Raw genomic sequence first — 15521 nt, forward strand, 5'->3', positions numbered from 1 at the left:
CAGACAGCGTACGCAGCAACATATGCGCGGTTGTAGTAGTAAAGAAAAACGTATTATTGGAGGAAACCCTATGAACAATAGCCAGACTAGAACATACGCATATGTAGCAGCTGTTTTATATGCAGCCATTATTGGTTTATCCTTTTTATTTGTCAAAATGACGGTGAGTGTGGCACATCCAATTGATGTACTTGCACATCGTTTTGCTTTGTCATTACTCGTAGTCAGCATCCCTGTCATTTTCGGATGGATCAAGATCAAGCTAACTCTTCGTGATCTGTGGCGTATCATTCCGTTAGGGCTGCTCTCTCCTGTTTTGTTCTTTGCCTTTCAGGCATTCGGGCTAGTCTCGTCCAACTCATCGGAAGCAGGAATTATCCAGGCGATGGCCCCCGTATTCACACTTGTGTTGGCCTCTATCTTTCTAAAAGAACGTACATCCCTTTTGCAAAAACTGTTCCTGCTGTTGTCCGTGGCAGGTGTAATCTTTATTTTCTTGATGAAAGGGAGCGGGATGTCGGCAGGCAACTTTAAAGGTATTGCTTTACTGCTGCTCTCCACGGTGTGTTTTGCAGGTTATGGTGTATTGGCAAGACCCTTGGCGCAGAAATATAAACCGATGGAATTGACCTGGGTGACCCTGATGGTTGGATTTATCGTCTTCAACGCAGCTTCTCTGATTCGTCATGCGTCGAGCGGAACCATGATGGATTATGTGAAGCCACTCGGAGATGCATCTTACCTAGGAGCACTGGCCTATCTGGCCGTCCTCTCCACCATGTTCTCCACGCTGCTGGCGAGTTATGCCCTGACTCATCTGGAAGCTTCCAAAATGAGTGTATTCAGTAATTTGTCCACACTCATTTCGATTGCTGGCGGAGCCTGGATATTGCATGAACCTGTCCATGGATACCACTTTGTTGGAGCCTTGCTGATCATCGCAGGTGTACTTGGCACCAATATGAGCGGAAGAAAACGCAAGCTGGTCAATCCAGATAAAGCATGATACAATGTGAAAAATTATAAACGGATGTTATCAACAATGATGAAGAGAAGTACACAGGACAGGATACCTCAGAGAGCCGGCGGATGGTGTGAGCAGGTGTATCGGTCATGTGGAAATGGGCTTCGGAGTTCCGAGTTGAACCCTTTCTGCCACCTGTACTCAGGAGCGCGGATCGTCAGTAGGCAAGGCGGCATGTTCAGCCGTTATCCATGGACAGGATATCGATAAGGAATATGTGGGCTTCCTGCATATATTTATCCGTATCCCTCAAGTGGGCCGCAACCAGCGGCCAATTAAGGTGGCACCGCGAAGCATAAGCCTCGTCCTTCTATTCTGTTCCCGTCTGGGAAACAGGATGAAGGACGAGGCTTTTTTGATTTATGTATGTACCCAAAACTGTTGCAGGCTGAAAGGAGGTGATGGTCGTGGAAGACGGCTGGTGGCGTCAGCAATTAAGGATCGAAAAATTACAACATCAAAGGAGAATGAACCATGAACAAGAACAAAGACATTATTTTAACCGGAGACCGGACAACCGGACAGCTTCATCTCGGCCATTACGTGGGCAGCCTGCGCAGTCGGGTGCAATTGCAGGATGAGTACAAAACGTATATTTTACTGGCTGATGTACAGGCGCTTACGACCCACTATGATCAACCGGGGCTGATTGCAGACAGCGTGCATCAAGTGACACTCGATTATCTTGCCGTAGGTATCGATCCCAATAAAGCCACTCTGTTCATCCAGTCGATGATCCCGGAAATTGCCGAGCTGACTGTCATATTCTCCATGTTTATCACGGTGAACAGTCTTCGGCATAATCCCACGATTAAAAACGAAGCGCGTGACCGTGGCTATAAGGATCTCTATTACGGATTTCTCGGTTATCCCGTCAGTCAGGCTGCGGATATTGCGTTCTGCAAAGCAACCCTTGTTCCAGCGGGGGAAGATCAGATCCCACATATCGAAACAGCGCGGAAGCTGGTCCGGCGGTTCAATGAATTATATTCGCCAGTTTTGCCTGAACCACGTATTCTGACCGGAGAACGGCTGGGCGGACTGGATGGCGTGGGCAAAATGAGCAAAAGCATGGGCAATGCCATCTCGTTGAATGCTCATCCTGATGATGTGTATGCCAAGCTGGCCAGGGCAAAAACCGATCCTGCCCGCATTCATCGTTCTGACCCGGGACATCCGGATATTTGTCCGGTATTTGCCTATCACCAGCTGTTTCGAAAGGATCAGGCCGCTGAGATTCATGCGAGCTGTAGTGACGGCACCATTGGTTGTAAGGATTGCAAGATGATTGCAGGCACTGCAATTAACGAACTGCTCTCCCCCTTCCGTGAACGGCGAAATTACTATGAACAACGTGGACATGAAGTGAAAGAAATCCTCGTGGAAGGCACACGCCAGGCCCGTCAGGCTGCACGTGAGACGATGCTTGAGGTTCGTGAAGCAATGGGGATACGTTATTTCGACTAACGGTATGAGAAGGCTTGATCACGTTAACACTGCTGAGAACAGTATATTGGGAAAAGAGGTCCCTCAGCATGAAACCAACACAGCCTTCTTTTTTGCAAGCCATGATGTTAATGATGTTATCTGTCGGCCTGATCAGTCACGTCCTGATCATCCCTGCCCTTTTGTCTTCGGCCAAAAGAGATGCATGGATATCCGTTCTGTTGTCTGCAGGGCCTTATCTTTTATTCACTCTAATGCTTGCCTATGTCTCTCGTTTTCTCCAGCACCAAACCCTGCATGAATGGCTGACTTCCCATCTTGGCAAGCCTCTTGGCCTGCTGTTTCGGGTGGGAAACAGCCTCTTTTTTCTGTCCGTGATCTACTTCACTCTGCATGATACCACCACTTGGGCCAAAACCAATTACCTGACGGAGACGCCCATATTGGTTACAAGCATTGCTCTGATGTCTCTCTGTGCCTATGCGGCCTATAAAGGAATACGCTCTCTGGCATTTACAGCAGGTTTGATCCTGCCCCTGGTTGTGCTGCTTGGCTTCTATGTAGCTATCGTCAATACACAGTACAAGGATTACAGTCGTCTGCTGCCTGTGCTTGAACATGGCTGGCATCCCGTACTTCATGGCACAGTCTACAGTCTTGCAGGCATGTTTGAGTTGCTGTTCATCTGGTACTTGCAGCCCCACCTCTCCAAACGGATACGTGTATGGCAGTACCTGATGCTCGCGATCATTATCCTTGGGCTGACACTTGGCCCACTCATTGGGGCGATCGTGGAATTTGACCCTTTTGAAGCTGCCAAAATGCGATATCCCGCCTTTGAAGAATGGCGAATTGCGTCCTTGGGCAAATATATTGCCCAGACTGATTTCTTTTCCATTTATCAGTGGCTCGCCGGTTCTTTTACCCGGATTAGTCTGGCCATGTATATTGTAGTAGAAATTTGGAATATTAAGAGCGCCTCCAGAAGGATCATATGTTGTGCCACTCTTGGCGTCTTTTTTATTCTTACCATGCTGTATCCTCTGGATGATATGACATTCGAAAAACTGCTTGTCCAATACATATTCCCGTTCAATCTCGTGTATCTGAGCGGACTAGCGGTGGTTGCAACAGCAGTTGCATACATCAGTTCACGCCATCAGAGGAGGAAACATCATGGAGCACCAAACGATTGACACCACGTCCCATGAAACGCTGCTTGCCTCTTTCGAAGAGCAGTTCAGTCCCTGCGCAGATGTTGTTATTCAAAGCTTTCCTGCCAAAGATGAAACCGATATGTCGGTGATTATGCTCTATTGCGACGGTTTGGTCGATGGTAAACAAATCAATCAGTTTATTATCCCACGGCTGGAACAGCATTCTCTACATGAAGAAGAAGCACATCCCAAAGAATTGGGGTTAACATTGAATCCGGTGGATGATCTCACAGATACAGAGAATTTAAATCTGCTGATTTTCAGCGGACAATTACTGCTCATTTTCGGAAATGGTGATCAATCCTGCAGTCTAGATATCGCGAGTATACCAGGAAGAACCCCTGAGGAGTCGGCGATCGAGTCATCGATTAAAGGACCTCGGGATGGGTTCACTGAGGAGTTATCCGTGAATATTGGCCTCATTCGCAAACGAATGAAAACCTCTTCCATGTGTTATGAGAAATATGTTAAAGGTGGTCGTACCCAGACCGCTATTGGTCTGTTGTACGTCAAAGACATCATTAACCCGGATATTCTGAAAGAAGCACGCCAAAATCTCGACCAAATTGAAATCGATGGCATTCTTGGTACCTCTATTATGGAACGTGCCATTATGGGGGGAATTCGCAGCATCTTCCCACTCACGGATAATACGGAGCGACCCGATTATGTCGTGGACTCCCTTTTAAATGGGCGATTTGCGGTTCTCATTGAAGGTTCACCAGTAGCCATTATCGCTCCAACCACTCTGTTTAATCAGTTAAAATCGCCGGAAGACGAGAGTACCCCTTTTTTCATTGTTACTTTTGAGCGAATTTTGCGCATTTCCGGATTACTGATTGCCTGCTTCTTTCCTGCCTTCTATATCGGCCTGACTAGTTTTAATGTGGAGCAGATCCCCTTGCCTCTGCTTGCAACCATTTCGGGTACACGGATGGGTCTACCTATGCCAGTAACGCTGGAAGCATTTTTAATGATATTTATGTTTGAGATATTTAATGAAGCCGGCCGCCGACTCCCACGAGCCTTGGGACAAACCGTCAGCGTCGTAGGTGGGCTTATTATCGGAGATGCAGCTATTCGAGCAGGAATTACTTCCCCCACGATCATTGTCACGGTGGCTATTTCAGTAATCTCCAGCTATATCTTGGTGAATACCGTGCTTAGTGGGGCTACTGCTCAAGTCCGGATTGGGATGCTAGTCATTTCTTCCATTCTTGGATTATTCGGTTTCATGATTGGACTACTGGGTCTGCTGGTGCACCTCGTATCCTTGGAGTGTTATGGCGTCTCATACCTGTCACCTGTCTCTCCTTATATTCCCGGCGACTTCACCCAAGCCGTATCCATGCCCCCTTCTATGAAACGGACCAAGCGCCCAGCTGTACTCCATACACAGGATTCCACTCGCCGGAGGAAAGGCTCGTGACAAGATGGATGGCTAAAGTTAGCTTGTTAATAAGCTGCTTTATCCTGCTGACCGGGTGCTGGGATTCCAAAGAGGTTCAGAGCATTAACTTTATCACGGCTGTAGGAATAGATTATGTAGACAACCAATATGTTGCTTACGCCCAACTCATTGATTTCTCCAGTATTGCCAAGCAGGAAGGGCCAACTTCAAGGCAAGCAAGTGATATCTGGATCGGACGGGGTGAGGGTTCTACGCTGAGTATGGCTATTGATGATCTATATCAAACTTCTCAGCAACAAACGTTATGGACCCATGTAAAAGCGATTGTCTTATCCAAAAATGTGTTGAATGGACGGCTGGAAGATGTCTTTAATACACTGTTGCATTCAGGCCAACTGAGATATACCCCATGGCTCTACGGTACAGAGCGTAACATTACAGATGTACTCGCTCCCTCTGCACTGCTGAACCAATCCGCCCAGACCATAGAGCTGTTTGAACCGATGAAGCTGTATAAGCAACATTCCGGTTATGAACCCATCCGGCTTCATCAGCTCCTTGACGGATTTCGGGAGCCTGCTTCAGTTATTCTTTTGCCTTCCATTACCAATCAGAATGAGACCTGGTTTAACGGAGAAAAAGCCCCCCCGCTTATTAGGATGGATGGGTTTTACGTCATTTCAAATGGTAAAAGTCAAGGCAGGTTAACGGGTAAAGACGCTGATGGCACACGATACGTGAATTATGACCGCGTCTTTCAATATCCGCTGTATGTATACAGCAACGGGAGCAAAACGCCGGAGCTGACGCTTAGGCTTAATCACCCAAAGACCACGATTAAGGCGAGGAAAGAAGGAAACGGTGTAACATTCGACCTGGTTACGTCGGTTAAAAGCGCCATCATCGAGGATCATAACTCTCATCGCTCTCCCCATGTTATGGAAAAGGAAGCGGAGAAACAGATTGAGTCCGAAATTCGCAATACGTTTGAGAAAACCAAATCACGCAAGATTGATTCCTACGGTTTTGTGGAACATCTATATCGTCATGATCTCCCCCTATGGAGACAGGCGGTATATAAACGGGCCAACCCACTTGAGGGGTTTAAACTCGGTAAGGTCGAGGTTCATGTGAAAATCCTCAATGCCAGTACGTATAAATACGATGAGTAACGCAAAAAGACGATCAGCAGCCTGCAGTCCATGCAAGGTTACGGGTCGTCTTTTCATTTCATAATTAACTTAACGTCTTATCCCAGTGGAAACGCCATAACACTCATGAGTGCCAATTCAGGCTGAGTGGTATCCAGACGACTGTACTGTATGATAACAGGAACATCGCTGGAGACGGTAATGGCATAGGGTACTCCCGGAGGGATGAGTTGTTCACCCGATCTCAACGACGCTGTCCGAATATGCTTTGTTCTTCGCGCAGGCACCTCAGCCACGATGTCTTCGAGCGGTTCCCTATCTTCAAAATAGATCGTTATTTGCAGCTGTGCATCCACTGTGCCTGTATTTAATACACAGATGCTCTCGTGACTCTCCAGTGAGCCCGAGCTGTCCGGTGGAATGTAACCATCGGGGATCACCCAGTAGGTGTGACCTGTCGCTGTGGAAGATATTTTATGTGCTGAAGTGTTCGTCTGATCCTGTGCCATTAATAATTCCTCCTTTGCTAATGCAATAATTAGTTAAACGCGCGTAAGGCTCGCGGTGCGGGCGCTTCGGTGGACGGATCGGGCTGTGGGCCGCTGTTGGCTCGGGATTTCTTTTATTCCCCCCTCAGCAGGGGAAATCCCGCTCCAAAGGCGGACGCTTCGCTCCCTCTGCTCCGATTCCGCCCTCCTTCGCTGCAACGCTCGCCATGGCTTTTTAAAGGCTTATTGCCTTCGATATGTTCGCTGGGCAACTTAAGAGCAACCTTGCTCGTTACTTCGTTAACTCGCTTAATAAAAAGGCTGCTTGCGGGGCAGGCGCTTCGGTGGGCGGATCGGGCTGTGGGCCGCTGTTGGCTCGGGATTTCTTTTTTATTCCCCCTCAGCAGGGGAAATCCCGCTCCAAAGGCGGACGCTTCGCTCCCTCTGCTCCGATTCCACCCTCCTCCGCTGCAACGCTCGCCATTGCTTTTTAAAGGCTTATTGCCTTCGCTATGTTCGCTGGGCAACTTAAGAGCAACCTTGCTCGTTACTTCGTTAACTCGCTTAATAAAAAGGCTGCTTGCGGGGCAGGCGCTTCGGTGGGCAGATCGGGCTGTGGGCCGCTGTTGGCCGCTGTTGGCTCGGGATTTCTTTTATTCCCCCTCAGCAGGGGAAATCCCGCTCCAAAGGCGGACGCTTCGCTCCCTATGCTCCGATTCCGCCCTCCTCCGCTGCTTACCTCAAATACATTTGCAGCGGCTGCAGTCGCAGCTCGCGGATGGCTTCCGCCACCTGCATGGCGAGGCGACGGGCACCGCGCTCCTGAAAATGCGTGTTATCCTCCACGCCTGCTGGGAAGTTCACGTACTCACCCGGCAGCACCCACATGAAATCCTCCTTGCTGCCTTCAACGCCCGCTTGCTCGAACAGGATACGGCTTCGATCAGCCAGATCGATCAGCGGTACACCTTCCTCTTCCGCTAGCTCACGCACAGCGACGATATAATCGCCATGGGTGTCGGTCAATGTGCCGTCATCAGCGAAGTAACGCCGATGCACCGGTGTCACGAGCACCGGACGCGCCTTAGCTTCGCGGGCGGCATCGATATACTTTTTCAGATATTCCTTATATGTTGTGAAAGGCTCCGTTCCCCGGTCAGGGCCCGGCTTCTCATCGTTATGTCCAAATTGAATAAACAGAAAGTCTTCCGGCTTAATTTTCTCCAGAATGGCATCCAATCTGCCTTCATTGATGAAACTGCGGGAGCTGCGTCCAGACTGGGCATGGTTATCCACAGCAACATCATGTTTGAACTGTGCAGGCAACAGCTGGCCCCAGCCACAGTATGGATATCCACTTTCTGGCTGATCCGTCACGGTAGAATCACCAGCGATAAATACAGTCATCGTCTGATTGGCAAGCGTGATTTCCAATGCATTAATCCGCGGCGCAGGACCGGAGAAGGATAGTCGGAGCTTTCCGCCACGAACCACAACTGAGAATCGAACCTCTGCACATTGCCCAGGAAGTGTACGAATGGTTGGCAGCATCAGCCTGCCCTCTCCGGCTTTGACTCTGGTGATCGTCTCCGCCAATTCATCCCCTGCAATTAACAAGACCTGATAGGTTCCATCGGGTACATTAACGATGAAAGATGCCTTGAGCGGAATACAAAAGCTTGAACGCAATCGGGCAGACACATTGGCCTGCCCTTGTTTGCCGTTGTTTGCCCTACTGGAATTCGATACTTCGTCTTCACTTATCCGTTGTTTCTCATACACAAGGGAGCCGGATTCGAAACCGTATTCTCCCTGTTCTTCATATGCAGTGCTGGCAGACACTTTCAAATAACCCTCAACCTCACCTGCACTGCCAGAGTCCGGTCCAAAATTGAACTTCCAGTGGGTAACGGCCTCTTCACCGCCCTCTGCCGTTACCTCCGTGGCAACAGCCTGACTACCCTGGGCCTTATTCAATAGGAACAACCTCCTTTGTTCAATATCCAATTCAGGTTTGAATCCAGTGAATATCGTTTATCCTTTCAGTCCGCTGGTGCTCATGCCCTGTACAATTTGTTTTTGGAAAATAAAGAACACGGCTACAACGGGTACGAGACTCACAATGGACATCGCGAACATCGCTCCCCAGTTGGAGGCAGACTCACTGTCCAGGAACATTTTCAGTGCCATGGAGACCGTATATTTATCCGGCGAGTTGAGATACAGTACTGGACCGAGCAGATCCTCCCATCTCCAGTAGAAGGAGAAGATCGCAGCCGTTGCGAGTGATGATTTGATGAGTGGCATAATAATCTGTACATACAGTCTGAACTTGTTACATCCATCAATGGTAGCAGCCTCATCCAGCTCTTTCGGAATCGTACGAATGAACTGTACCATCAGGAAGATAAAGAACGGCATCCCGAAGAACGTAGGTACAACTATCGGTAGAATGGTATTCAACCAACCAAGCTTCGTGAAAATAATATATTGGGGTACGAGTACAACATCATGCGGCAACATCAGAGTTAACATCATCAGGGAGAACCAAAAGTTACGGCCTTTGAAGTTGAGTCTGGCAAAACCAAAGGCAATTAACGATGAGGATAACACGGCACCAATCGTAGAGATGACCACAATAACGAGTGAGTTGGTGATGTAATCCATAAACGGTCTTCCGCCTGCGCCTTTCCAGCCATCCGCGTAGTTACTCCAGATCCATTCCGTAGGGAACAAGGACTCGGCAGTTACGAAGATGGTACGACTTTCTTTGAATGAGCTGAAAAGCATCCACAGAACGGGATAAAGCATCAGGAGGGCCAAAGCTGCAACGAACAGGTGATAGATGGGCCATTTCACATTTCTCCAAACCATCGTTACTTCCCTCCTTCGGATTCATAAAACACCCAGAACTTGGATGTCAGGAACACCGCGACTGTGAGTATACCGATCATAATAAGCATGATCCAGGCCATGGCCGAAGCATAACCCATGTTGTTAAACATAAATGCCTGACGGAACAGATACAGCGAGTAAAGCATCGTACCGTCCATTGGACCGCCCTCGCCTTTAGAGATGATATATGCAGGTACGAAGGTCATAAATGCACCGATCGTTTGCATAATAAGGTTGAACAGAATGATTGGACTGAGTAGCGGTAAGGTGATACCAAAAAATTTACGTACCGGGTTGGCACCATCCACACCTGCTGCTTCGTACATCTCGGGAGATATATTTTTCAGACCGGCCAGGAAGATGAGCATGGAAGATCCAAACTGCCAAACAGATAACGAGATCAGCATAACCAGAGACGCATTCGGATCACCAAACCAGCTAATTGGCCCAATTCCGATTGCCGTTAATGCACTGTTGATGACACCTTCATTACTGAAAAGGTTACGCCACATAATCGACACGGCCACACTACCACCGATAATGGATGGCAGGTAGTACAAGGTACGATACGTTCCGACCATACGGGATCCCGTATTCAGGATCATGGCTACGAAAAGTGCGAAGACCAGTCTTAGAGGGACACCAATGAACACATACAGAAACGTTACTTTAACCGAGTTCCAGTACTTCGGATCATCAAAGAACATTTTGGTGTAGTTGTCCATCCCGATCCACCGCGGTGAAGTGAACAGGTTATAACTCGTAAACGACATGTATAGGGATACAAACATCGGAATAAGCGTAAAGCCCAGAAAGCCGATGATAAAAGGACTAATAAAAGCATACCCGGTTAGGTTTCTACGCAACGACGAATATTGCCTCAACGGAACAAACCTCCTTTATTGATCTGCTTGCTTTCCGCGACCTTGCTTCGAGCTACTGGACGGGGAAAGGCCCTCGCGGTATGCGAGTAGCCCTGTTCCCGTCCATCCCGGTAATGGGATGAGCAAGCGATCATTCAACTGTTATTTATTGTTGGCAAGAACGGCTTCGGCATTTTTGCGGAATGTCGCTGCTGCTTGTTCCGGTGTAACCTTACCAAAGTTCAGTTCCTCCACAACATCCGCCAGAGAAGCAATGACTTCCGGCGAACCTACCGGTGGTGGTGAGCTCATTGGCGAAGCCTTAGGCTCCATGGACGCTACGAAGTCAAATACCTGTTTCGTTGCATCACTCAACTCAGGAGCGATAGCTTCTTTGATTTTGCCTGAAATCGGCACACCGCGCTCGCCTTTGATCAGTTTGTTAGCTTCCACATCGTTCACCCAGAAATCGATGAATTTAGCTGCTTCTTCCTTCACTTTCGAGTTCGATGTTACAGCCCAGTACATACTTGGCTGCATATAGAGTCCTTTTTCCATATCCGGTCCAGGCATTGGTGCAATCTCCAAAGGACGATTAGCTACCTGCTGCAAGGCCACAAACTGGTTGGACCATTGCCATACGCCAATTCCTTTTTCCTTAACCAGATCGGATTCCTCAATAATACCTTTCGTCTGGTTAACCAGATCCGGTGAAGGTGCAGCTCCCTGCTCAATCATCCGCCGCATGAGTCCGAAGAACTCAACGAATAGTTTGTCGTCATCATAGCCAAGACCCGTTCCTTCAGCATTGTAGAGGGACAGTCCTTTGGTCCGCAGGAAATAGTGGAAGAAGATATCCGGCGCTACGCCCCCATCCAAAAAGAGTCCTTTGGCAGCCGTTTGCTTGCCAAGCTCTTCATACGATTCCCAAGTCATATTTTCTGGAATGGCATCCACACCCGCTTTTTTGAGCAAAGCCGGATCATATTGGAAACCCAGTACGTTAACACCAGCAGGTACTCCATATTGTTTGTCGTTGATAACACCTGTGCTGATTACGTTCTCGGATACGTCGTCTACTTTAATCTGGTTTCCGAGATACGGTGACAGATCTTCGAGCTGTCCGTTCTTTGCATATTGGCTGATGTAGGAAATATCCATCTGAACAATGTCCGGCAGTTGATTCGCTGCAGCTTGTGGAGCGAGCTTTTTCCAGTAGTCATCAAATGAGGCGTATTCCACGTCAATTTTGACATTCGGGTTTTTCGTTTTGTACAGGTCAATGACCTTCTGTGTGTATTCATGACGTGCATCTGATCCCCACCATGCGATACGAAGTGTTACCGAACCATCCCCAGATGTTCCGCCCGATTCACCGCTGCTGCTGCACGCCGTTGTTAATACCAGCAATGCCGCCATCATCAGGAATATCGCCTTTTTCACCATGCCAATCTCCCCTTTTATGTTGAAATGGTTGTGTGAACGAGTTACCTTTCACTTTCTGATAACGCTTTCACGAACTTTATATTGTCATTTTCGCAAATGTGGGACCATAGTTGAATACACAAAACCGTCTTGTTGGTTCAAAAAACAGAGGAGGACAACTGCACCTCTATCGGCGCTGTTCGTCCCCCTCATATTTCGATTCCATAATCGTCAGTCAATTGTTATAAGCCAGTTCTGCGAAATTCGGTAGGTGTCATGCCGGTCCACTTTTTGAACACCTGACTGAAATATTGCGAGTTCCCCCCGAAGCCAAACAATTCGGCAAGCTCAAAGACCTTCACATCTCCACCTCTGCGAATATGGTCGCAGGCACGCTCAATGCGCAAACGATTCACATAGTTGGAGAAGTTTTCACCCGTCACTTTTTTGAAAATTTTGCCGAGATAATCCGGATTCATATATAACATCTGATGGGCAACCCCGTTAAGCGAGAGATCAGCCTCACCATAATGGCGATCCACAATATCCATCATCTTCTCCACAGCAGAAGACTGACGGCTAATATGGTTTTTGTAATAACCGGAGGTTAACCGGGCTGCGCTACTGGCAACAAAGGATTTTAAGCCAGACAATGTGTCGATATGGGGCAGCTCTGCCATCCGTTGGGTGAATTCCGTCGCCTCCTCAGGAGGACAGACATGAATCATTGCGGAGTACAACTGCACCACATACGAACGAGTAATCCCGATTTCAAGCTGCTGACCAGACAAAAGCTCGAACAGGCGATCCACTTCAGCGCCCGCTTCTTCCGTATTGCCTGACTTAATCAACTGACATAACTGCTCTGCATCTTGTTCAACATGTACACCATCACATTCCCCGGCCAGCTCCAGATCACTTTTGGTAATCAGCTTGCCTTCGCCGATAAAAAAGCGATGGTTCAGGCATTGCAGCGCCTCACGGAACAAACGCCGGGACTGGATCATTCGATCTGCTTCACTGAGGGCAGCCGTAACTTCCAGTTTATATAGTCTGGTGAAAGCAGTCCGCACTTCCTCGATGCTCTCCTTTAGACCGACCGAATCGGCAGAGTCCCCCAACAGAATTAACAGTTTACCTTCAATGGTTGTGCTTAACAGAACATGGGGCAGCAGATCACTGGCAATATTTTTGATCGCAAATAAATGACTATAATCATGTTCATCTGCGATTCGGAACAGCAGCAGCCGAACTTCATTATCCTCCAGCTCCAGGTCAAACAGTTCCTGATAATACTCCAAATCGACCGGACCATAGGTTTGATTTGTCATAAACTCCAGCAGGAACTGTTCCTTCACATGTGGCAGCACCCGCTGCAGCCGCTGTTTCATCTCTCCGGCCACATGTTCCTTTACCTGGGCATCCTGGTGTTCCTGAAGCAACTCGGACAAGGCATCGTGAATTTGGTTCTCGTTACACGGTTTGAGCAGATAATGCTTTACTCCATATTGCATGGCCCGGCGAGCGTATTCGAACTCTTTGTAGCCAGACAACATGATAAAGCGGAGTCCAGGGTAAGCCTCAGATGCTTTTTCAATGAGTCCAAGACCATCCAGGCCCGGCATCGAAATATCCGTAATGATAATATCCGGTCTGGAATGACCGATTTTATCCAGCGCTTCAATCCCGTTTCTCGCGGTATCCACCAGTTCCGTTCCCGCTGCAGCCCAATCCACGACTTGCGAAATCCCCTCCAGAATGACACGTTCATCATCTACGAGCATCACTTTGTACATCGTCATCGTCCTCTCTGATCCAAGGTATTCTGATCGATACTACGGTCCCTGATCCGGGATTGCTGCTCATGATCATTTCGCCTTCGTCGCCGAAGGTCAACCTGATCCGTTCTTTGATGTTCGACAGTCCGATCCCCTGTCCCCTCGTCTGTACGCGTCCCTCTTGCAATTGCTCCAGAAATTCGGGAGTCATGCCCGGACCGTCGTCCTCCACCTCAATTACAACGTTGTCTCCGTCTGCTCTCGCCCTAATCCGAATACGGCAAGGTTCTATGCTTGGCTCCAATGCATAATGAATGGCGTTCTCCACCAATGGCTGCAGAGTTAACTTCGGAATGCGTGCAGTTCCCACTTCGGGCGCAATGTCCATGTCAAAATCAAGTCTTTCCTCGAATCGCGTGTGCTGGATCGTCACATAACTGCGGACGATGTCCAGTTCCCTTTCCAAAGTAATCCACTTCTCGGACATGTTCACTGAGCTTCGCAGAAGAAATCCGAGGGCCTCAACCATTTCGGAGATTTGATGCTGCTTCTGCACTTTGGCAAGCCAGTTGATCGATTCCAGTGTGTTATATAGAAAATGTGGATTAATCTGTGCCTGAAGCGCTTTCAATTCAGTCTCTCGTATCACGAGTTGCTTCGCATAATTCTCGTCAATGAGTTCACGTATACGCTGTACCATCATCTTAAACGTGCGATGCAGCAATCCGACCTCATTTTGTGAAGATACCGGGACATTGCCCAGCGCTACTTCCTCCAGCTTATCCAGATCGCCTTTTTCGATATTGCGCATTTTCTTGATCAACTGGGCGATAGGCTGTGTAATACTGCGGGAAAACTTGGCTCCGAATATAAGTGCCGCTAGGAATATCATGATAAAAATGACAGTCACCAGCTGTTTAACAAACTGGATCTGCTTAAACATCTGGTCAAAGGGCGTCATATACAGATACACCCAATCTGTATATGGAGAATTCGCACGAGCGACAAAATTCCTTCCCTGCTCAAACATCGCTATCCCATAGGGCTGAGTGCGCTTCAGTTCAGACTCGATTTCAGATTTACTAACAGTCGACTCTGTTGGATAGATTACTTCCCGGCCATCTGTAATTAATAGCTGTGAATCCTCTGCCGGGTGTTGCATCTGGTCTTGGACAATCCGATCCAATCGTACACGAATAACCAGGGTGCCCAACTTCTCCAGCGTAAATGCTCCACCGGTAAAAGACTTTACCTGTCTAACCGACAGTAATCTGGCTTGTTGGTCCCCGCCTGTGTACCAAGCATTAGAGCCCGAATATTGCTGTCCCAAAGCAACCAATTCTCTTTGCTTCTTCTCCGAGATTCCCTCCCGGTTTCCAGCTGCCATAATATTATTATCATTATCGATAAAGATCATGGAATAGACGTATTTCTCTGAACCTGCATATGCCACCAGTCTGTTGGTAATTTTTTTGCGCAGGCCATTTTTCTCATACCCCGATTCAGCCTTATCCAACTGAAGAAGATATTGCTGAAGAGGCTCGTCGGACATGACCTTGAAGGATAGATTGGAGATATCACGCAGTTGGTTCTCGATGCCCACCGAAGACATATTAAGCACCTGTGAGGATTTCTCATAGATTTGTCGATCATAAATGCCGAATACATATCCCAGGACAGATACATAGAACGTGAAGCTGATCATCATCAGTAATCCGATGAGAAGAATGGTTTTGTGATGAATCGGCAATGTCGTGAAAGCGTTTTTAATTCTACTCATCCAAAGCGCTCCTTTGGCTCACGAAGGGTGCAGTCATTCGAAA

At 48.1% G+C, this 15521-nt stretch carries 13 protein-coding genes and 1 other annotated feature; of the genes, 6 read left to right on the plus strand and 7 right to left on the minus strand.

What is annotated here, in order from left to right:
- The first annotated feature begins 70 nt into the window (after positions 1–70).
- The 5 genes from BUA17_RS20465 to BUA17_RS20485 all read left to right on the plus strand — a co-directional run bounded on the left by BUA17_RS20465 (position 71) and on the right by BUA17_RS20485 (position 6270).
- The gene (locus BUA17_RS20465; protein WP_064642360.1) at positions 71–1006 is read left to right on the plus strand and encodes a DMT family transporter; all 936 of its coding nucleotides are present in this window, start codon (positions 71–73) and stop codon (positions 1004–1006) included.
- 27 nt (positions 1007–1033) lie between these two features.
- Positions 1034–1337 (plus strand) — a binding site (T-box leader).
- Between the two features lie 161 nt (positions 1338–1498).
- A complete protein-coding gene (trpS, locus tag BUA17_RS20470; RefSeq protein WP_072734832.1) occupies positions 1499–2491 on the plus strand; it encodes a tryptophan--tRNA ligase in 993 nt (330 codons plus the stop codon).
- A gap of 68 nt (positions 2492–2559) precedes the next feature.
- Positions 2560–3666: a GerAB/ArcD/ProY family transporter gene (locus tag BUA17_RS20475; RefSeq protein ID WP_072734833.1), complete on the plus strand. Its 1107-nt coding sequence runs from the start codon at positions 2560–2562 to the stop codon at positions 3664–3666.
- Positions 3647–5116, plus strand: coding sequence for a spore germination protein (locus BUA17_RS20480; RefSeq protein WP_072734834.1), 1470 nt, complete (start codon positions 3647–3649; stop codon positions 5114–5116). The genes BUA17_RS20475 and BUA17_RS20480 overlap by 20 nt, the downstream gene beginning before the upstream one ends.
- On the plus strand, positions 5113–6270 hold the full coding sequence (locus BUA17_RS20485; protein WP_063568159.1) for a Ger(x)C family spore germination protein: 1158 nt from the start codon (positions 5113–5115) through the stop codon (positions 6268–6270). The genes BUA17_RS20480 and BUA17_RS20485 overlap by 4 nt, the downstream gene beginning before the upstream one ends.
- Positions 6271–6347: 77 nt before the next feature.
- Here the strand turns inward: BUA17_RS20485 and BUA17_RS20490 are convergent, their stop codons facing one another.
- On the minus strand, positions 6348–6758 hold the full coding sequence (locus BUA17_RS20490) for a sensory rhodopsin transducer (RefSeq protein ID WP_072734835.1): 411 nt from the start codon (positions 6756–6758) through the stop codon (positions 6348–6350).
- 236 nt (positions 6759–6994) lie between these two features.
- Between BUA17_RS20490 and BUA17_RS30935 the strand changes: the two genes are divergently transcribed.
- Positions 6995–7231, plus strand: coding sequence for a hypothetical protein (locus tag BUA17_RS30935; protein WP_139295704.1), 237 nt, complete (start codon positions 6995–6997; stop codon positions 7229–7231).
- A gap of 241 nt (positions 7232–7472) precedes the next feature.
- On the opposite strand, the gene BUA17_RS20500 is transcribed toward BUA17_RS30935, so the two are convergent.
- The 6 genes from BUA17_RS20500 to BUA17_RS20525 all read right to left on the minus strand — a co-directional run bounded on the left by BUA17_RS20500 (position 7473) and on the right by BUA17_RS20525 (position 15478).
- Positions 7473–8714, minus strand: a complete 1242-nt coding sequence (locus BUA17_RS20500) for a rhamnogalacturonan acetylesterase (RefSeq protein ID WP_083584796.1) — start codon at positions 8712–8714, stop codon at positions 7473–7475.
- Positions 8715–8771: 57 nt separating this feature from the next.
- Positions 8772–9611, minus strand: coding sequence for a carbohydrate ABC transporter permease (locus BUA17_RS20505; protein WP_024633028.1), 840 nt, complete (start codon positions 9609–9611; stop codon positions 8772–8774).
- Between the two features lie 2 nt (positions 9612–9613).
- Complete coding sequence (locus tag BUA17_RS20510; RefSeq protein WP_024633027.1) at positions 9614–10516, minus strand: carbohydrate ABC transporter permease; 903 nt, start codon at positions 10514–10516, stop codon at positions 9614–9616.
- Positions 10517–10657: 141 nt separating this feature from the next.
- Positions 10658–11941: an ABC transporter substrate-binding protein gene (locus BUA17_RS20515; protein ID WP_063568057.1), complete on the minus strand. Its 1284-nt coding sequence runs from the start codon at positions 11939–11941 to the stop codon at positions 10658–10660.
- 221 nt (positions 11942–12162) lie between these two features.
- Complete coding sequence (locus BUA17_RS20520; RefSeq protein WP_072734837.1) at positions 12163–13716, minus strand: response regulator; 1554 nt, start codon at positions 13714–13716, stop codon at positions 12163–12165.
- Complete coding sequence (locus BUA17_RS20525) at positions 13691–15478, minus strand: sensor histidine kinase (protein ID WP_072734838.1); 1788 nt, start codon at positions 15476–15478, stop codon at positions 13691–13693. Before BUA17_RS20525 ends, BUA17_RS20520 begins: the two co-directional genes overlap by 26 nt.
- Positions 15479–15521 lie beyond the last annotated feature (43 nt).

Origin of the sequence: Paenibacillus sp. ov031, assembly GCF_900143165.1 — a bacterium.
GTDB lineage: Bacteria > Bacillota > Bacilli > Paenibacillales > Paenibacillaceae > Paenibacillus > Paenibacillus marchantiae.